A 19,661-nucleotide genomic window follows, 5' to 3' on the forward strand; every position below is an offset into this window, starting at 1 on the left:
GGCGGTCTGTTCAGGAAGGCGAATCACCTTGCCCGAGGAGCACTTATCGCTGCCGCAAAGGAACAATCTATGATTGTCACAGCTGAACATGTGCGCCTGGCTGCCACCGAAATCTTTTAAGGTTAAGCGAAAAAATGAACAGTTCCTCTTGTATATGAAAGAACAAAAATCGCAAACCGAATCATCTTTTAACTCGCAGATAGAACAAAGACAGGGGGACTGATTGATGTACTTCAGTCCCCCTGTCTACTTAATCTGAAAATCCGGCATCTTGTTCAATATAATCAGGATATTTTGGTCAGTTTATTGTGGGAATCAACAATGGCCGGAGTCATGGAAAAGCTTAGAGAAAGAAAAACGTTTGCATAATGCCTATAATGTCATTGCGAACAAATGTGAAGCAATCTTTAACTCCGTGTAATCATAATAGATTGCTTTGCTTCACTCGCAATGACCAGAAATGTAGTTATGCAAACCTTTCAAAGAATGCCGTCCTGAAGGTTCTTCTGAGCTCCCCCAAAAAAATAGTGGCACGCCGTTTGGCGTGCCACTAAAAAAGCACAGTCAATTTAAAGTACTTATTACGCTACCGTCTTACCCAGGAAGTAAGCTTCCGGATCAACCTGAGTAATCATAAGGTTTAGATCCTCCTCTGAGGGTAACGGCATGGGTTTTACGTCAGGAGAAATAAGCAGCTCCAGTTCGCACCTTTCCTGAATGGCCTCAACTGACAGGTCTGGATGATATTCAAGAAGCATCATTCTGTTTGTATTACCAACATCGTATCCAAACAATGCCACGTCGGTTACCACTCTGTATGGTCCCCTGCCATGGACGCCCGCTGTCCACCTGTAATCGGGTGAACCATCACCGAAGCCAAGGCTGGTGATAAAATAGACCTTGTCCCTGAACCTGCGTTTTTCCAGCGCCATTATGGCAATTATCCTGTCGCTGTTTGCCGCCATAGCTCCAGCGCCACCGCTCCCGGGAAATCTGACTTTAGGTTTTTCATACTCACCAAAGCAGGTTGAGTTTATGTTGCCGTACTTGTCTATCTCGGCGCCGCCGATAAAGCCGAAGTCCGAATACCCCCTTTGCTGGCTTTCAAAGGCAAAACATAAACCTTTTATAATACAAGCTCGGGTGGATGCCCTGGTGTCTCCTACGGACAGGGGCAGGCCCATCCACATCTGCACACCCAATGACCCTGCTTCAAATATTATATTCATGTCTGGTGCCCAGGTGCGCTGAGCAAAAAGGCACGCCAGCATAGGCAGTCCCGTTCCCGCAAAGACAATGGTTTTATCTTCCAATGCTCTTGCACCGGTGTAGCAAATCGTCTCAAAAGGACCAATCTTTACTTTTTTATCAGTCATGCTTCAACACCTCCTTATAAGTGTGCTTAGATTATCACTGCCTGACCCATGTCTAATCTTTTCAGTTCCGCAAGCTTCTTGTACCCTCTCTTGGCCAGGAAATCATCAAAGGTGTCGCAGCTGTAGAAGTTATCATCGTAATACTTCTTAAGCGGGTCAATGTTCCCTTTCAGTCTCAATTCCAGGCCGGCAGCTCTCCATTCGCGGAAGTGGTCCATGTCAAACCAGTAGTTGCCCCAGACAGCTCCGGGATATCCTCCAAATTTCTGTGGGACTACCGCAGAAACGGCTGGAAACGGAATCTCGGTGAGATTCGGGTATCTTCGAATCTCATCGGTAGAGATCAAATCCTCACAGGTCACAATGCTCGCTGTAGATGCCCCGACAATCTCCGGACAGGTGTTCAAGAATCCGAAAATCCTGCAATTACCGTACATATCTGCCGCTGTAACGTGTGCTATGGCAACATCGGGATGACAGGCTGGAAGCACATAAATATTCCTGCCCGTGAAGGGGCACTTCAGCATAACGCCGCGGTTGACCCTCTCCATGTCTGAGCCGCCGTGGTCTCTCACCGGCATGAAAGGTATGCCCATGGCTCCGGCCTTGAATCTGGCAGAGGCGCCATAGTTGGTATAGTCATCAACCTCAATCAGTCCAGCTTGAACCATGTGAGTCCAGATGGGGCCTGATCCGATGACTTCAAAGGCCTGCCAGGACAGCTCTACCCTCTTTACCTCTACCCTGCTGCTGTCCAACATCTGTGCGCCTAAAAGCCATTCAACATCAAGAGATTGAGATTGATAGGATAGAGTTAAATTCGTCGCCTGGACAGTTTTGTTGCAAAGGGCCTCCTTTACTATTTGCCAGCAAATAGCGAAGGGGTTTCTTGTGTTTACGAATCCAGCAACTCCAATGTTTATCCCCGGTCTGATGAATTTCTTTACCGCATCACTTAGAGTCGTTCTCTTATCATAGAGAAACTTGTTCTCCTTTACCTTCAGAGCCCTGGCTTCGTCAGGATTGGGTCCCCACCAGGTATATGGTCTCTCCTTATGCACCACCTCAGAAATTCCGTAGATACCAGAATGTATTGCATCTCCAGGGTCTGTTACTTCGACACCTGGTGCACGATGCTTGGACGTATAGGGAACCTGTCCTTCGACGACATGAACATAAGGCAATTTATCTTCATCTGCCTTTTTCCCTAACGGCACACCTACTTCAGCATATCTCTTTTCTAAATCCATACTTTGACCTCCTTCCAGCAAGTTAAGACATACAAAAAATCAAACTACTTAATACTAAGCTTTTTCGTCTTGAGACTTTTGCAAAATTGTGTTTCCGGTCATTGCGAGGCACATAGTACCGCGGCAATCTCGTGGATTATCAACATCTTGTGAGGTTGCTTCGCTTCACTCGCAATGACAATATGGATATTTTGCAAAGCTCTTGTCTTTAAAGTCTATCCCCTCCTTCCATAAATTTTGTTTTTCAGGGATACATTTTGAAAATTCCCCCTTATATACGTACATTCTAATAAGATAAGTTACCGAGTAATGCAATATCTGACTATTGTAAGGTTTATATTAGGCAAAACCTTGTACTATGACAAGGGCAACAGATATGATCTCAGGTTGGTTTTCTTCTTCAGGCCGAGTTTATTCCTGATGTTGTTTCTATGAAAGTCTATTGCCCCCTGCGATAAATGCAATAGTTCTGCAATCTCTTTGCTGGTTTTACCTTCTCTTATGAGATTGGCAATCTGAATTTCAAGAGGTGTGAGGTGTAAATGTTTCGAGGTTAAATTCCGTAAGAAAGGAGAAATAATATCCTTCAGATGGGTTTCGATACTACTCACGCGGGCAATCTGGTCAACAGTTAACCGTGTTTTTTCAACTTCTCAACATATGGTTCTATAAGTTTCTTAACATTTAACTTTCACCGAGTGATATTAACCATTATAAACTATAAAACTTCTCCGAGGTTTTTCCTTACAAACTGCGGGTTATTGTTGACACAAAAAAACGTCAAATGCAGAGTACCACCAGGGGGGATGCTATTCTCGACGTTCATTTCTAACTTAACTTATTGAATGGCTTGCCGGCACATCCATAGGGTTAGCTTGGTGAAGACATGAAGTCATAGGTATAGCACCCCCCTTGGTGGTACTCTGCATCTCATGGAAAATCGCTTGCAAAAAATCTTCATGTTTACGAAATTACTGTCCTCAATGTGCGATTTTATGTGAATTTAATACGAAGTTATTGTTGACTGTTACTTCTAATTTATATCCGAGAGCTACTGTGAAACCTTTCCATACAGGATGGTATTTTCCGAACAAGGGATTACTATACACTGCCACGTGCGCCCTTTCCCTCCAGAAGGTAGTTAGATTTCGAATATGAATATGATCTCGCTGTTATCTATTGTGAAATCTTTGAAAAATTGGGGCCTCAGCTATCCACAATGGTGAAACTGGAGTTTTTTAAAAATTTCATTGTTCAGGTATTCTAAAGATAACTTGGTGAGAAATGCAATACCAATTGATTATAAACTTTATATCAGTCAATACCTTATACTATGACAAGGACAACAGATGTGATCTGAGGTTGGTGCTCTTCTTATTCAGGCCGAGTTTATTCCTGATGTTGTTTCTATGAAAGTTTATCGCCCCTTGCGATGAATTCAACAGTTCTGCAATCTCTTTGCTGGTTTTTCCTTCTTTTATGAGGTTGGCGATCTGAATTTCCCGAGGAGTGAGGTGTAAATATTTCGAGGTTAAATTCCGTAAAAAAGGAGAAATGATATCGTTCAGATTGGTTTCAACAATACTTATGCAGGCAATCTGGTTGACATTTAACCGTGTTTTTTTCAACTTTTCAACATATGGTTCTACGAATTCCTTAACATTTGACAAAACCTTTTCCTCAAGATCCGTTTTGTCTTCTTCTCTTTGTTTGAGTAACACTTTCAGTGCGATATTAACTTCCTCAAGATTCCTGGACTTAACTTCCAGTTCCCACTTCCGTTTCTTCAAATCTTCTTCTGCGCGCTTACGCTCCGTAATGTCGCGGGCAATCCCCGCAGTACCTATTATTTCGCCTCCGTCATCATATATCGGCGTCCTAATCGCTTCTATCCAGCTCTCCCGGCCATCTTTTCCTACTAAGGGTTCTTCGACCTGTTTCCGTGTACCACACTCTATGACTTTTTTATCATCCTCCTTGTACTTTTCAGCCAACTCGGCAGGCCATATATCAGAATCAATAAGACCGACGACATCTGCCGGCTTCAAACCACAAGCCTTACCGAAGGCCTCATTCACCGCGATATACCTGCTCTCCCTGTCTTTTAACCAGGCCATATCTGGAATATTATCGAGGATTGCTTTCTGCTGGAGTTGAGTTTTATGCACAGCCTCCTCCGCAAGTTTGTGTTTACTGATATTCGTGGCAATTTTCAATCGCCCCGTGCGCCCGTCTATCCACTGAATTGCCATTGTCCGATCCTGAATCAGAAGCCATATCCCCAATGCCTCATGATACTGTTCCCAAATATAAAAGCCTGATTTTTTCCTTTCCGGCGTTAATAATTTCTCATCGACACAAAAATCACAGGGGCCTGGCTGATTTAGTATACTTTGCCAGCAAATTTTGCCTGTAACATCACCAAACAAATCCATCATATGTTTATTGATGTAAAGCACCTCATACGTGTCCATATCGATAATATACACGGAAGAATTCAGACTATCCAGAACCGTCAATAACCGCGCATGGGCCTCCCTTAACTGTTCTTCGGTGTATTTTCGTTCAATAACTTCACGTTCGAGCAGCGAGGTTGTTTTTGTCAGTTCTATCGTACGTTCCTTCAGCAATGTTTCAAACTGTCCATCATGTTCCCGTAATGCCTCTTCAACTCGCTTGCGCTCTGTGATGTCACGTGCCGCGGCAAGGACACCAATAACATTGTCAGACTTGTCTCTGTACACAGATGCGTTATAGAGAACAGGAGTAACACGGCCGTCCCTGTGACGTACTTCCAGGGGATAGTTATACAGTGCCCCTTCTTTCAATACCTTCCTGTACTCTGCTTTAACCTTCTCAGGTTCTGTAAAATAACTCGAAACATCTGTCCCAATCAATTCCCCCCGTGAATATCCTGTGATCTTCTCGGCTGCAGCATTCACATAGCTTATTTTTCCGGCCGGATCAATGGCAACGAGTGGATCCAGACACGCTTCGAGAAGGGTACGGTTGTAAATGTTTGCCAGTCGCAATGATTCCTCGGCCTGTCTCTGCCCGGTAACATCTGAGTACGTTACTACAATCATTCTATCCTTCAGGATTTCACCTACTCGTGAAGAACTCACCAGGCAAACAATATCCCTGCCATCCTTATGCCGGCAATGAAATTCTCTACTGTACGTTCGCTGTTTCTCAAGCGCCGGATATGTATATCCGGCAATTTCTTCATACTCTTCGTCGCTTCGGTACAACACACGTTTGCTTTTGCCAATCAATTCCTCAATCTTCCAGCCAAAGACCAACTCCACCGCATGGTTGGCAAAAATAATCCGGCGATCTTTTAAGCCAATAACTGCATGTGGAATCGAATCCAGAATCGATAGCGTAACCGCCTTGAGGTCATTCTGGCCTTGTTCGCCCATGTCCTCTCTTTTCCCCGATTCGTCAAGCAGTGGAAACATTTTCTCTATTTTATCTAAAAATTGTTCATCCGGCACATTTTTATAGTTCATATCTTAGCTCCATATAATGAAACCTAATGAAATTTCATACCGCATTGGATCAAAATAGTAATACGAAACACACACAAACACAAAAACCCTGCTTCCACTTTTTGAGAAACAGGGTTTCAATAATCAGCACATAATACCCTCACACAGGGTGAAAGACTTTATACGTTTTAATCTCTGACATTACATATTCACTTTCGCTTATCACGATTTACACAAGAAATCTACTATTAAATAAAGATGACAAGTTCGTAAAAAGTCTTTTTTTTGTCACCCAAAATCATGTCCTGAACTTGTTTCAGGATCATTCAGGGTCTCTAACTTATTGAAATGTTTAGATGCTGAAACAAGTTCAGCATGACAAATGACACATTTTGAGACTTTTTACGAGTGCATCAAAGATGAACCTGCAAAAATAACCGGTACCTGATGGAGTACTGTTGAAATATTTCTTTGTGTAAGAAATAGAAAATTCGTTTGGATCTTGCCGATACTCTTTTATGAGAGCAAAAACCCTCGTTTTTCCAATGCCCAAAACCTCCTTTTGGTTTTAGATTATGGCTTTTCAGTAGTTCACTTTTAATAATTGAAAAAATTTACTTGACATACAAGGAAATCCTTATATACTCTGCCAAGTTTAAAATTCCCCAGAGGGGAAGAAAGTGTTTATCTGTCGGCACATTCTTCAATCATAACAATAAGGAAGGTTCTGCCTGTTATGATCAGCAGAAATGTTAGGTGGTACAAAAGGAGTGCTATCCTGACAAATTCGTAACCCCGCGAGGTTAGCTTTACGTGTTTTATGGGATACGCTGGCAAGTCGTTCAAAAAGGCTGGGATAGTATCCCTCTTATAGCTTCCTGAAGGTGGAGGGTTGATAATAACCCTCAACGACCTTATCGCGATACCGATGGTTGCTTTAAGAGTCAAAGAAAAGCTCACCGTGGAATGGAGGGATATGTCTATCTTTCCCCGTGATTGCGATGAATGTGGCCAGCCTGAGGAGAACTTCAGGTTTTGTGAGAGCAGATGTATGCTGCAGAGTTGTTCTGAATGCACGTTTCTTCTTCAGCTCTATGGCACTGGTTGCGGAAATGTCCACGTCTATTATCTATGTCGTAGATGTTATGAGGAACGTATTACACGGGGGTTTGTTGAACCCTAAGAAAGGAGGTATGAACTACTTTCCAGAAATTTTTTGCGTCACTAAATTGATCTTTATTAACAATAAAAGGAGGATTACATGGATCTCGACAAAAGAATGACGCTCAAGGATGCGGTAGCAAAGTTCATCCACGATGGCGATATACTTTACTATGGGGGCTTCCAGATTCACGTTCCCATGGCCCTGACTCACGAAATCATCAGACAGAAGAAGAGGAACCTGACCACTATCGAATCATCGACCGACGTGGGTGGTCTGGATATCATGGTGGGCGCCGGTTGTGTTTCGGAAATTCACACCGCCTGGATCATGAACTGGTATGTGAAGGCCCCCTATGCCATTCGCCGGGCCTTCAATGAAGGCAAGCTCAAGAGGTATGACATCTCCAACTTCGGCGCCACCAGCGCCATGATGGCAGGCTTTCTCGGCATTCCGTTCATCCCCATCCGGGGGAATATCGGCACGGATATGCCCAAAAACAACCCGATGGACCTCAAGCTCGTTGAAGATCCTTTCACCGGTGAGAAGATAATGGCTGTGCGCGCGTGGCGTGCCGACGTGGCGATCATCCACGCCCAGAAGGCCGACCGCTTCGGCAATGTGGTCTCCTATGGAACGCGCGGCGTCACCGACGAATTCGGCGCCATGGGAACAAAGCGGGGCGTCATAGTAACAGCCGAGGAAATTGTAGAGCCTGAAGTAGTCAGAAGCGATCCTGACCGCACGATTGTCCCCTACTACAAGACTCTGGCCGTTGTCCACTGCCCGTATGGCGCTCATCCTTCGGCCTGCCGCGGCTACTACGGCCTGGACATCCGCTTCAGCCAGTATCAGGGCAGATATGAGCGGCACGCAGAACTGCTGCCTCACTTCCTTGATGAATGGGTGTACGGCTGCGCGGACCAAGCCGCGTACATAGAAAAATATAAATCAAAATTTGGCCAGGAAGGCCTGGATCGGCTGAAACCCAAGCTCGGCTTTACGCCGAGCCCAAAAATGGGTGTCGATTACGGGTACCATGATCCGGTATGCTGGAAGGGTGTGCCCATGTACACTGATGACCGGCTCAAGGCCTACGAAGACGCAATCGCTGCTAAGAAAGGGGGTAACTAACTATGACTGATTATAAACTGACAGAACTTATGACAATCCGCTGTGCCAGGGAAATTACAGACGGAGAGGTTGTCTTCGTGGGAGTGGGACTGCCAATTATGGTGGCCGCATATGCCTTTGCCACCCACGCACCGAACATGATTATGTTCACCGAGGGAGGCGCTATCCGGGCGACGGCGCCTCCGGCCCTTGCGATCACCGTGGATGACCCTGCTGCTTTCCTCGGGGCCGATGCAACATTCGGCATGCTGGCCACCATGGCCGCCCTGCAGCGGGGCGAGGTTGACGTTGCCTTCATCGGCGGCGCCCAGATCGACAAGTTTGGAAACATCAACTCGACGGGCGCAGGGGACTGGTCCAAGAAGGAAAGCTTCACCTACTTTGCCGGAAGCGGTGGCGCGAACGACATGGCGACTTCGGGCAAAAGGGTCCTTGCCATTATGCCCCAGGATAAAAAGAAGTTCGTCGAAAAATGTGAATACGTTACCACTCCCGGCTTCCTGGGCGGCCCGGGGGAACGCGAGGCACTCGGCATGATCGGTGGGGGACCGTCGACTGTGGTTAGCACCATGGGTGTCTATTTGTTCGACGATGCCACCAAAGAGATGTACCTGTCAGAGTTTTACCCCGGCCAGTCAATTGAAAAGATCAAGGCCAACTGCGCATGGGATCTCAAGGTGTCGCCCAACGTGGTAGAAGCCACTATCCCGACCGCGGAGGAGCTTACGATCCTCAGATCCCTTGACCCGACCGGTTTTTACCTCGGATAAGTTGTAGAGAAATCCTAACCGTACCATAACAGTACCATAATTGAGAGAGCGGTGTTTTTTCGAACACCGCTCTCTTTGTGGGAAAAACTCACCTGATAAGCATCTGATCGAGGTGCTTTAAAGGAGGCCGGGTCTGCCCCATCCCGAGACCCGGGTCACTTATGGCGTGATTCCTGATGTGATCGAAAACTACCGGTGAAGATAAAAAATGTCACCGGTGTTTTCGTCTGGCTGATTTTGAGAAGATATTCATCTTAACCTCCAATAGTTAACAGGTGACATCATAGAACGGAAGCTCGTAGCGGTGGGCTGTGAAAACGGCAGCCGGAATAAACTGGAAGAAAGATACCTGAAATACCGGAATTATTATGCCCTCATTGATATTTCCGGCTATGGCGGGTATGGAAAAGATGTGTATACCCATCTTTTCCCTGAGTTTGATCAGTGGTTTGAAAGAAAATCTCTGGATGATATTCCTCCCAATATGACTTTGCTGGAAGACAGATCATATCTTATTGATCATCCGGATTTCAGGAAGGAAAGGGGAGGAGTGATCAGTTATCACATAAAAGTATTATCCCTCAGCATGATCGGGCTTATTATGAATCATAACAAGGGTGTAATTTCGGGGCAACTACTGCAGCACATAATCTTTGATATTTCCAGGCATACCAAATCATACGATTTTTCCGACCGCTTGTGTTTTTCGATCACGGTCAGAATGTTTATAGATATGTTAAAGGAAAACTTTTCTCATTTCGGAAGCCAGATGACCGATCTGTCTTTTCATGATTTTGCCAATGGGGATACTTTAAACCCAAAACCACAACAAGTTATCAGCATCCTGTGATATGCGGGGACAGGGAAGGGATGGGGACGTCGGTACTTACTTACGTTGCATAATATTTTATCCCTATTTGGCCTCTATCCTGCCTATCGCTCGTGTAATGCTTGATGTTGCTACGCCAAGGTTACGCGCTATTTCGGCTGCCGTGAGACCAGGTTCGTCAGCCCAGATCGGAGCCACCACAGATCATTTTATTCGCCAAAACGATCTTTTAACAGAAATGTTTCCTTTACGGTAATCTCTTTTCCAGTTTTATGAACAGTACAACATTCATTATATAGATCATGCGGAAAAAATAGAATATAGTTATTTTCAACTGCTTCATTTAAAAAAATTTCTTTCTCCTCCAATGATATAAGTGGCCTGACATCATAACTCATAATGTAAGGTAAGGGGATATGTGCAGTTGACGGCAGCAGATCTCCCGTAAAGACAACAGTTTCGCCCCGGTAGTTAATAAACGGAATTATTTGACCATGCGTGTGTCCGTTAAATAATTTTACGGAAAAGTCGGGGAAGAGGATACTGTCTCTGTCGATGAGCTTCAAATGGCCGCTATCCCCCATTGGGAGTATATTTTCTTTCAAAAAAGACGCCTGCTCCATTCTATTTGAATTAACGGCCAGATCCCATTGTTGTTTACTTGACCAGTATGTGGCATTCTTAAAAACCAATTCAAGTCGTCTTCTGTCTCTATTGTATTTCACTCCTCCGCCACAATGATCAAAATGGAGATGGGTTAATACAACGTCGGTAATATCATCTGCGCTAAAACCGTATTTCCCGAGTGAGCTCAATAAAGTATTATTGCCATTTAAATAATAATAACTGAAAAATTTTTTATCCTGCTTATCTCCTATCCCATTATCAATTAAAATTTTCTGATCTCTATCAACGACCAGCAAACAGCGCATTGCCCACTTACAAAGATTATTTTCATCAGCTGGATAAATTTTTTGCCAGAGCGCTTTTGGAATAAAGCCAAACATCACTCCGCCATCTAATTTAAAAGTTCCAGTTTCTATTGGATATAGTTTCATTTTTCACAACAGTTCTGTTTGGTCATGTTAAAACTTACAATAAAACAGACATTTATAATTTTACCAATTATAAATCTCTTTTGAAAGAAATATAATGGTTTCAGAAAAAGGCAGGTGGAAAGAATAATCGGCTCACGCAACACTATCATTTGTATTAAACTCAAAATGGGGTGTCAATGAAAATGAATTGTGGGGTTAGCACACAACAACATTCATCTTTCAGGGATTTTTTAAAAACCTTGTTGTGCTTTTTGTCTTTTTCGTGTCTAATATTTTTATAGCTCTTCTCTCTTCGGTGGTTTGTTTATTTTTCGTGGATTATCCTATGAGAGAGGTATTTCTTCCGGGTTCAATTAATTTCATATAACCTCGAGATAAAAAAATGGCAAATTTTAATCTTAAAGGTAAAAAGGCGATTATTTTTGGTGTGGCTAATGAACAGAGTATTGCATGGCACATTGCTGAAGCGCTGAACAATAACGGTGTGAGGAGCGCGTTCGCATACCAGGAAAGAGTTGAAGGTTCTGTTAAGCCGTTATTAAAAACTCTGAAAGACCCAATTGCAATTCCCTGTGACGTTGTTGATGATTCTTTACTTGACCTATTTTTTGAAAAAGTAGAGCAGGAATTTGGAAATGTTGATTTCCTGGTTCATAGTATCGCATTTGCAAAGAAAGAGCATCTACAGGGTAAATACTTTGAAGTTGACAGGCGCGGATATCAGATAAGCCAGGAGGTGAGCGCTTATTCGCTGACGGAATTAACAAAAAGAACATATCCCATAATGAACGAGGAAGGTAGTATAATAACTATATCGTATATTGGTTCGGTACGGGTCATTCCACACTATAATGTAATGGGTGTGTGCAAAGCTGCATTAGAAGCATCTGTGAGATATTTGTCTCGAGATGTCGGCGATAGAAAGATAAGGATTAATGCAATCTCTTCAGGACCTATAAAAACATTGGCAGCATCAGGAATTACAGATTTTGAAAAATTGCTGGATCATCAAATTGAAGTTGCACCACTGCACAGACTAAATACTGCAGATGATGTTGCTAATCTCGCTCTATTTTTATGTTCTGATTTGTCAAGGAATATAACCGGTCAGGTTATTTACGTCGATGCCGGGTATAATAATATGGGATTGTAGCCTGGGTCGAAAAGACCCCTACATTAAGAGTTGCCGCTTTTGTTCCTGAGTCTTTCTGCCTTGTCTCTTCTATTCAGGATTACAGATATGTTTTTCTGTAACTCTGTAACCATCTCGGCTATGTGCTTGTATCGTTCTTGTTTGTAAGATTGCCACTGGCCGTCGCTCATCTTGATTGCCTCGTCAATTAAAAATCCGCACAGTTGGGTTAGAAAGGCGCTATATGTCCTTCAAACCAGAGGACAAAAGAGATTAATTGGAGCTCCATGTACAAGGTGTGGAGATTGAGCGTGCGTACATTTTAAACAGTTCGTTTTTTACTCGACTCGTAAATAGAAATAAGATAATCTTGCTGTTGAAAAATAAAGAGAAGATGTTTGTAAAGATGCGGTTTTATAATTAGAATGAGGTGGAAGCTCCTGAAGTTATAGAAGGTTTTAGAAAAGGGTATCTTATGTTTTTCAGAAAAAAGAGGAAAGAAGAAAATTCTTTCTATGACAGTAACCGTATAAGAGAGAAGAGGGTCTATCTTAATGGCAAACTGGAAGGGGAATATTTATCTTATTATGAAAACGGTCAAATATTAGCGAAACTAAACTTTCATAATGGCCTGAGAGAGGGTGAGGCAGTTTCCTATTACAAAGACGGTAGAATCAGGGAAAAGTGTACATATAGGAACGACAAATTGGTCGGAGAATATGTCTGTTACTATGAAAACGGCAGGATCAGGGAAAAAGAGAATTACAATGAGGATGGTGAACTCGATGGGGAATACCTCCTTTATTACAAGAACGACCAGATAAAAAATGAAGAAAACTTTAAAGATGGCAAGTTTGATGGCGAATACTGTTCATATTACAAAGATGGTCAGATAAAAGAAAAGGGAAGTTTCAAGGATGATAAAAGGGACGGTGAATACGTCGCCTATTATAAAAATGGTCAGGTAAAAGAACGGGCAAAGTATGAGGATGGCATACTGGATGGCAAATTTGTCAGTTACTCCGAAGATGGCCAGATACTGGAAACAAATAGTAGCGAGCTTTCCTCTTACGATGAAGACGAGTGGGATGACAAGGAGAAAGAGTATGAAGACTTGCTCAAAAAACTGTCAGAATTTGATAAGGAATAGCTAATGGTTAAGAATATCCTCGTTGCCACGGATGGTTCCGATTACAGCAAGACCGCCCTTGAATACGGGATTTATATAGCCAAAAGGCTGGATGCTCGGCTGACTGTTCTGCATGTGGTGGATATCAGAATAATAGAGAGCCCGCTCTTTGGTGATATTTCCGGTTCCGTCGGTCTTTTACCATATCAGGAATTTGTCCCTGTGATAAAGGAGAGCCTCAATGAGAGAGCTGATTCCATTCTTGAGACATCCAGGGAAAGGTGTGAAAAGTCTGGCCTGAATCCTGAATTGAAGAAGGTTTGGGGTATAGTGAACGAGGCGATCGTGGAGGAGGGGGAAAATGCTGATTGGATTCTCCTTGCGCAGAGGGGTGAATACTCCCACTTGAGCAAGGGCGGTCTTCTCGGTTCCACCTCGGAGGCGGTGGTTCGTAAATCAAGAAAGCCGGTGCTGGTCACACCCATCAGTTTTCAGGAGATCGAGAGCATGGGGCTTGCCTATGATGGCAGTGAATCGGCCGATAATGCCTTAAAAATAGCCGCGGAATTATGTGACAAGATCCGCTGGCCGCTGTCGATTATTATCATCACTGATGAATCTAAACAGGCTGCGGACTTCAGCAAAAGGATAGAGGAAATTCTTGACCCATATGAAGAAATTGATAGCGATATAGTAATATTAAGGGGAAAAGTAGAACAAGAAATCATAAAATTCATTCAGGAGGGTTCCGTAGAATTGATGGTAATGGGTGCCCGTGGTCACAGCAGATTCAGAGAGCTGATACTGGGCAGCACAACCTCCTATGTGATACGTAAAAGCACCATCCCAATACTTATGGTACGTTAATCAAAATAGTCTTTTATGCTTGCACCCAAATTTGCCAGGACGTCATGTCTTGTCAGATCATAATAGATCGGAGTTATGGATATCATTCCCTTCTTCAGAACACATGCGTCTGAGTCCGCCTCTTCCATTTCGGAAAGTTGTGTTTCACCTGCCAGCCAGTAATATATGTTATCTCTCGGATCCACCCTCTTTTCAAAGGATTCCATCAGACGAGCTTTTCCCTGTTTTGCAACCACAACACCCTTTATTTCTTCTTCAGGGATCGCCGGAACATTTACATTGAGAGGGATATTCTTGTCGGGGTTGTGTTTAAGCATGAAAACGGCCATTTTTCTGGCAAATTTGGCCGCAAATGAAAAGTCGGCGTCTCTGTCATGGGTATCCAGCGATATTGCCAGGGAAGGAACTCCCAGAATAGTCCCTTCCGTGGCCGCGGATACCGTTCCGGAATAGATTACATTTATTCCCACGTTGGCGCCGATATTTATTCCGGAGACCACCAGATCAAAAGGTTTTTCTGCCAGTTCTCTTATCCCTATCTTTACGCAGTCAGCGGGGGTGCCGGCTACCGCGTATCCAAGGAAAACCCCGTTCTTTTTGGCACGTCTGACCATAATTGGGCGTGCGATAGTGATGGCATGGCCAACAGCGCTCTGCTCCACCTCAGGGGCTACTATCAAACATTCCGCCTCCTTTGACAGTTCCTCGTATAGGGCGCTCAAACCCCTGGCGTATATTCCGTCATCATTTGTAAGAAGAAACCTCATCACTCCTCCTTTGGGAAAATTAGCACTTTTCTTCCGGAAAAGGAAGGGAGAAAGTGCCTGGGAGCTCATCCCGCAAACCCGTCCCGTGACCGGAGATTTCCAATGTTATCGGTGCCATCTTTTTCGTGCCAGATGCCATAAGCTAAGCAAGCGAACGGCAATCATTGCCATGATCAATCGAGGGACCCAGAGCCAGAATGCACTCAATCCCAGTGACAGAAAAAGCGCGGGGTCTTCGATCAGGGAATGGTGGATACCGATAGACAAATGCAGTTCTTCCAGTTCGTCCTTTGTCAGGTGTCCCTGCTTTGCTTCTTCAACGATTACAGCTCCTCCATAGGCAAGACCGAAAACGGTGGCGGTAACCCACAAAATACCGACATTTCGTCTTAGCCCAAGTATTTTCAGAACAGGTGTGAGCACTCTGACCACATGATCTATCCAGCCCAGGGATTTTACTACTTCCAGCAGGGTCAATATGCTCATAATAATCACAAATATCTTGATACAAAGGTAAAATGTGGCAAGGCTCCAGCTCTTTAGCATATAAATGAAAGGTTGAGAGACCGGGACAGATGCTTCCGCGGTCACCGGACCTAATGCCGCGGCATCAAAAAATTGCGCTACCAGGCTTACCGTAATCACGGCGGCTGTCAGGCGAAAGAGTGTGGCCTTCACGGGGTGCATGCCCGATTTGCCCTGAATAACGCCTTCCTGAATCAGATTGTGAGCAGTCAGGAGAAAAATGGCGATCAGGGTCATCTGTTCATTGGTGAGGGGAAGAACGGCCATTGCGGCGATGGCTCCGTAAAGATTGGAAAGCATGCCGATGAGCAAAGGCAGGGCGGCCATAGCCGGCAGATTGATCAGGGTCATCGCCGGCTGGATGAAAAAATCGATTTTGTTAAGCCAGCCGCTCCATGCCAGAAGGGCCGTTAGAAAGGAAATAGGAATCACTATCTTCAACATCCAGATAAAACCGCTCCATCCCTTCTTTATGCCTGAGACAAAACCTTCTTTGAGCAAAATGTTATATTGTCGGTGTTTATATGTTTGTTCGCGCATTTTGTTACCTGAAAAATCTTGAATCGCTCTCAGTATCCTATATCTATATTTTTAAAGGCCTTTTGCAGTGTATAATTTGCGGAAAGATGTTATTATAATCTTCTTGAAAAGTAAAGTCTGAGGAGCGAGTTCAATGCCTTATGGATCGTTCAGTCTGCCCCTGTTCCGGTCGGGACCTTTCTCTGGGTCAATTCTTCATCTATTTCTTCCCGCCTTCCTGCAAATCCAAAACCTCAATCCCTCAAACCTTGACACACCGTTGTGCTTTGTGTATTAGGTAAATTCATAAAATTCTTATCAAGAATAACATTCTTTCTAAAACTGCCCTCTCTTTCCCGTATTCTTTTAAGTATGATTGATTTCTGTAACATGGAAGATTATGCAGTTGAAGAGATATCTCAAATTATCAGTGGTCCGTTCCTGAGCGTCAGAAGTCTTAGTGTGGATGAAGGAGTTTAAGCCGGTGAAAATTCCAGCCTCTGTATGCACAATGACTACAGAAGTCTATTTGAAAGTGCTTCCGGATGTTTATCGTTACCTGAATGGGTGGAAAGAACGTGCAGGGCAGATTCCGGATCCGGAGCTTCAAAAACAGGCATTGATGAGCATCAAGACAAAAACCTTTCATTGTGAAGGTGGGTCCATTCTTGGATTGTTAGCCGGTGAAAACAGGAGTGATGCAATTCGTTTTATTGTTGCCTACCAAACAATCAGCGATTACCTTGATAATTTGTGTGATCGGAGTACTTCGTTGGATCCGGTCGATTTTCGCGCTCTTCATCAGTCGATGCTTCATGCGTTAACCCCGGAAGCTGCGAGTTTAGATTATTATCGATTTCATGGCGAACGGGATGATGGCGGCTATCTGGTGTCCCTTGTGGAGACATGTCAGGAAGTACTGAAAAGACTTCCATCGTACGATAAGATTTCTTCTGTGCTATATGAACTGGCAGGTTATTATTGTGACTTACAGGTATACAAACACGTTAAAGTAGATGAGCGTGTCCCTCGTTTGAAGGATTGGTTTCAATCTTATCAAGACAAACTGCCAGAGATGAGCTGGTATGAATTTTCGGCATGTTGCGGTTCGACTCTTGGCATCTTCTGCCTTGTTGCTTATGCGTTTAATGATGAATACTCGGGCGATATAGCCCCGCAGGTTAGAGCCTCCTATTTTCCATGGGTACAGGGGCTGCATATCCTGCTGGATTACCTTATCGATCAGGAAGAGGACAGAGTCGGTGGCGATCTGAATTTCTGTTTCTATTATGAAAACAATGAGGAAATGTTAAAACGAGTCACTCATTTTTTTAAACAGGCGGATAGAAGCGTTTCCCGATTGCCCAACACAAGATTTCATCAAATGATTAATCGTGGGTTACTCGGTGTTTATCTTTCAGATAAAAAAATTGGAAGGCAAGAAATAGTTTATCGGATGGCAAAAAAGATTATTCGCCTCGGTGGCTGGTCGGCACTCTTTTTCTACCTAAATGGATGGATTTATCGGCGGATAAAGTATTATGGTTAATTATATCCGCCTCGAATGAACTACCCCGCCGCAAGCAGCGGGGTATCAAAATAAGTGTTTTATCTTTCCTGTCGCAGCAAGCTGCGGGGAATTAACCCCTACAGATTTCGCATCGCACTTCAAGTGATTAGAGTAATCCGTGTAATCTGCGAAATCTGTGGATTAAAAACCTTTCTCAGCCATGTAGTTTGCGAGATCGGCGACGCGGCATGAATAACCCCACTCATTGTCATACCATGCGACAACCTTTGCCATGGTGCCCTGTAAAACCTGTGTAAATTCCATGTCCACGATTGAGGAGAAAGGATTGCCCTTGAAATCTACCGAGACCAATGGTTCCTCTTCACAATCCATAATGTCTTTGAGTGTTCCTCCGGCAGCTTTTTTCAAAACTGTTCGCAATTCCTCAGTATTGGTTTCTTTTTCCAACTCGGCCACAAAATCTACTACGGAGACCGTTGGGGTGGGCACCCTGAGTGCATAACCGTCGAAACGGCCCTTTAAATCAGGTATTACCAGAGAAATCGCTCTCGCTGCACCGGTCGTGGTAGGAATTATATTTTGTCCTGCGGCTCGAGCTCGCCGGAGATCTTGATGCGCCAGGTCCAGAATGCGCTGATCGGTGGTATATGCGTGGATAGTCGTCATCATAGCTTTTTTTATGCCGAAGGCTTCGTGAATGACTAGGACGGGTGGAGCCAAGCAGTTTGTGGTACATGAGGCGTTTGAAATGATGTGGTGCTCTTTGGGACGGTAGGTCTTATGGTTGACTCCCATGACCACAGTCAGATCTTCTTCTGTTGCCGGAGCGGTGATGATCACCTTTTTGGCGCCACCCTCAAGATGGGCTGATGCCTCGGGGCCGGTCCGGAAGAAGCCTGTACTTTCGACTACTATATCCACACCCTCTTCTTTCCAGGGGATAGACGCAGGGTCGCGAAGTGCAAAGCTCTTAATTTTGTGACCGTTAACGGTAAGACTATTTTTCTCAACTTTAACTTCTCCATGGAAACGACCGTAGTTTGAGTCGTACTTAAAAAGATGGGCGTTTATTTCCACGTCGAAGAGGTCGTTGACAGCCACGACCTGCAGAGATTCAGGATGCCTTTCCATTACAGCTTTCATAACTTGACGGCCTATCCTGCCAAATCCATTAATGCCGATGCGAACCATAAAATTTCTCCTTTAGTTATCCAGATAAATTGAATTTAAAATCAGCTTATCAAAAAGTTTCTTTTCCCTGCAAGGAAAATTTGCAAGTTTTTCAGATTGCCTTCCTCGCAGGCAAGTAAGGGATTTTTTATTACAGCATAACCCTTCAACTTCTCAATTATTTATTTTACCTCCGGTGAGGCATACGGATCAAAAGGATTTGTTCTTATGGCAAGAGAGAACAGATACGGATAATCATTCCTCAAATGTTTCATGTATAGTAACCATTCTGAAATTAGTAAGACATATGCCCTTTTTATATCACCGGCTATGTGTTCACAGTCGGTATCAGAAAGATTCCCGACGTCCGCCCTGCTTTCTAATTCTTCTGTTAAGTGAAAGACGGCCCAGAGAAGGTTTGTGAAGGATTCATGTTCCAATAGATTCGGATTCTGGAGCAGGTTTATCAAAAAATTTCTCTTGCTTTTAAGAAAATTGAGCAGATTGTTCAAATCACCCTTATTACAATCAATTTCATGGTCGTAATTATTGAAAGTCTTGCTGACGCTTAGAAACTTCTGATCGGTCCAGTCATCATCCACGATAAAGACTTTATCGATTTTGGCGGAATGGAGGTTAAAGTCAGAAAATATTTTCAGAAGCCCCGTTCCGACTTCGCTAAAGAAGGCTCCTATCGCCATGTTCATCTTTTTCAGCAGTGCCCGTTTTTCTCGATGGGATAACAGCTGGTGTATAATCAGGGTAACGAGAAGCACCTCGATAAAGACGAAGGCGACATCGCCAACGAGATAAATGAAAATATGGTGTGCGTCCCTGAAGACTGCATAATGGATGAAGTAAAAGATTGCTGACAGTAAAACCAGTGATAAGCCGAAGAGAATTTGTGACTTGTTGGTCTTCATGAGTCAATACTCCTTCTTGTAGGCTATG

Annotated in this window: 18 protein-coding genes; 8 read left to right on the forward strand and 10 right to left on the reverse strand. The window is 43.9% G+C overall.

Annotation, left to right across the window (positions count from 1 at the left end; genetic code table 11):
- Positions 1-581: 581 nt before the first annotated feature.
- The 3 genes from Q7J27_06745 to Q7J27_06755 form a co-directional block, all read right to left on the reverse strand.
- Positions 582-1,376: a CoA-transferase gene (locus tag Q7J27_06745; GenBank protein MDO9528842.1), complete on the reverse strand. Its 795-nt coding sequence runs from the start codon at positions 1,374-1,376 to the stop codon at positions 582-584.
- A gap of 26 nt (positions 1,377-1,402) precedes the next feature.
- Positions 1,403-2,626, reverse strand: coding sequence for a CoA transferase (locus Q7J27_06750; protein ID MDO9528843.1), 1,224 nt, complete (start codon positions 2,624-2,626; stop codon positions 1,403-1,405).
- A 1,331-nt stretch (positions 2,627-3,957) separates the two neighbouring features.
- A complete protein-coding gene (locus Q7J27_06755; GenBank protein ID MDO9528844.1) occupies positions 3,958-6,138 on the reverse strand; it encodes a PAS domain S-box protein in 2,181 nt (726 codons plus the stop codon).
- A gap of 871 nt (positions 6,139-7,009) precedes the next feature.
- Here Q7J27_06755 and Q7J27_06760 point away from each other — a divergent pair.
- From Q7J27_06760 to Q7J27_06775, 4 genes are all read left to right on the forward strand, one after another.
- A complete protein-coding gene (locus tag Q7J27_06760) occupies positions 7,010-7,300 on the forward strand; it encodes a hypothetical protein (protein ID MDO9528845.1) in 291 nt (96 codons plus the stop codon).
- 78 nt (positions 7,301-7,378) lie between these two features.
- On the forward strand, positions 7,379-8,413 hold the full coding sequence (locus Q7J27_06765; GenBank protein ID MDO9528846.1) for a CoA-transferase: 1,035 nt from the start codon (positions 7,379-7,381) through the stop codon (positions 8,411-8,413).
- Between the two features lie 2 nt (positions 8,414-8,415).
- Positions 8,416-9,183: a CoA-transferase gene (locus Q7J27_06770; protein MDO9528847.1), complete on the forward strand. Its 768-nt coding sequence runs from the start codon at positions 8,416-8,418 to the stop codon at positions 9,181-9,183.
- Between the two features lie 304 nt (positions 9,184-9,487).
- Positions 9,488-10,033: a hypothetical protein gene (locus tag Q7J27_06775; GenBank protein ID MDO9528848.1), complete on the forward strand. Its 546-nt coding sequence runs from the start codon at positions 9,488-9,490 to the stop codon at positions 10,031-10,033.
- Between the two features lie 63 nt (positions 10,034-10,096).
- Here Q7J27_06775 and Q7J27_06780 read toward each other — a convergent pair whose 3' ends face one another.
- Positions 10,097-10,210: a helix-turn-helix domain-containing protein gene (locus Q7J27_06780; protein MDO9528849.1), complete on the reverse strand. Its 114-nt coding sequence runs from the start codon at positions 10,208-10,210 to the stop codon at positions 10,097-10,099.
- An 11-nt stretch (positions 10,211-10,221) separates the two neighbouring features.
- Positions 10,222-11,070 carry an MBL fold metallo-hydrolase gene (locus tag Q7J27_06785; protein MDO9528850.1) on the reverse strand — a complete coding sequence of 283 codons (849 nt, stop codon included), beginning with the start codon at positions 11,068-11,070 and terminating at the stop codon, positions 10,222-10,224.
- 382 nt (positions 11,071-11,452) lie between these two features.
- On the opposite strand from Q7J27_06785, the gene Q7J27_06790 reads away from it, so the two are divergent.
- Positions 11,453-12,223, forward strand: coding sequence for an enoyl-ACP reductase (locus Q7J27_06790; GenBank protein ID MDO9528851.1), 771 nt, complete (start codon positions 11,453-11,455; stop codon positions 12,221-12,223).
- Between the two features lie 23 nt (positions 12,224-12,246).
- On the opposite strand, the gene Q7J27_06795 is transcribed toward Q7J27_06790, so the two are convergent.
- Positions 12,247-12,393, reverse strand: a complete 147-nt coding sequence (locus tag Q7J27_06795) for a hypothetical protein (protein ID MDO9528852.1) — start codon at positions 12,391-12,393, stop codon at positions 12,247-12,249.
- A 284-nt stretch (positions 12,394-12,677) separates the two neighbouring features.
- Here Q7J27_06795 and Q7J27_06800 point away from each other — a divergent pair, with 284 nt between their 5' ends.
- Both Q7J27_06800 and Q7J27_06805 read left to right on the forward strand, forming a co-directional pair.
- Complete coding sequence (locus Q7J27_06800; protein MDO9528853.1) at positions 12,678-13,352, forward strand: toxin-antitoxin system YwqK family antitoxin; 675 nt, start codon at positions 12,678-12,680, stop codon at positions 13,350-13,352.
- A gap of 3 nt (positions 13,353-13,355) precedes the next feature.
- The gene (locus Q7J27_06805) at positions 13,356-14,198 is read left to right on the forward strand and encodes a universal stress protein (GenBank protein ID MDO9528854.1); all 843 of its coding nucleotides are present in this window, start codon (positions 13,356-13,358) and stop codon (positions 14,196-14,198) included.
- Here the strand turns inward: Q7J27_06805 and surE are convergent.
- A complete protein-coding gene (gene surE, locus Q7J27_06810; GenBank protein MDO9528855.1) occupies positions 14,195-14,965 on the reverse strand; it encodes a 5'/3'-nucleotidase SurE in 771 nt (256 codons plus the stop codon). The two genes, Q7J27_06805 and surE, sit on opposite strands and share 4 nt — an antisense overlap.
- A 105-nt stretch (positions 14,966-15,070) precedes the next feature.
- On the reverse strand, positions 15,071-16,030 hold the full coding sequence (locus Q7J27_06815) for a nucleoside recognition domain-containing protein (GenBank protein ID MDO9528856.1): 960 nt from the start codon (positions 16,028-16,030) through the stop codon (positions 15,071-15,073).
- 463 nt (positions 16,031-16,493) lie between these two features.
- Between Q7J27_06815 and Q7J27_06820 the strand changes: the two genes are divergently transcribed.
- Complete coding sequence (locus Q7J27_06820; GenBank protein ID MDO9528857.1) at positions 16,494-17,558, forward strand: tetraprenyl-beta-curcumene synthase family protein; 1,065 nt, start codon at positions 16,494-16,496, stop codon at positions 17,556-17,558.
- A 162-nt stretch (positions 17,559-17,720) separates the two neighbouring features.
- Here Q7J27_06820 and gap read toward each other — a convergent pair whose 3' ends face one another.
- Together gap and Q7J27_06830 are read right to left on the reverse strand one after the other, a co-directional pair.
- Entirely contained in the window at positions 17,721-18,731 is a 1,011-nt protein-coding gene (gap, locus tag Q7J27_06825) for a type I glyceraldehyde-3-phosphate dehydrogenase (GenBank protein ID MDO9528858.1), read from the reverse strand.
- Positions 18,732-18,892: 161 nt separating this feature from the next.
- On the reverse strand, positions 18,893-19,633 hold the full coding sequence (locus tag Q7J27_06830; protein MDO9528859.1) for a hypothetical protein: 741 nt from the start codon (positions 19,631-19,633) through the stop codon (positions 18,893-18,895).
- Positions 19,634-19,661: the final 28 nt, after the last annotated feature.

It is taken from the genome of Syntrophales bacterium (assembly GCA_030655775.1).
GTDB lineage: Bacteria > Desulfobacterota > Syntrophia > Syntrophales > JADFWA01 > JAUSPI01.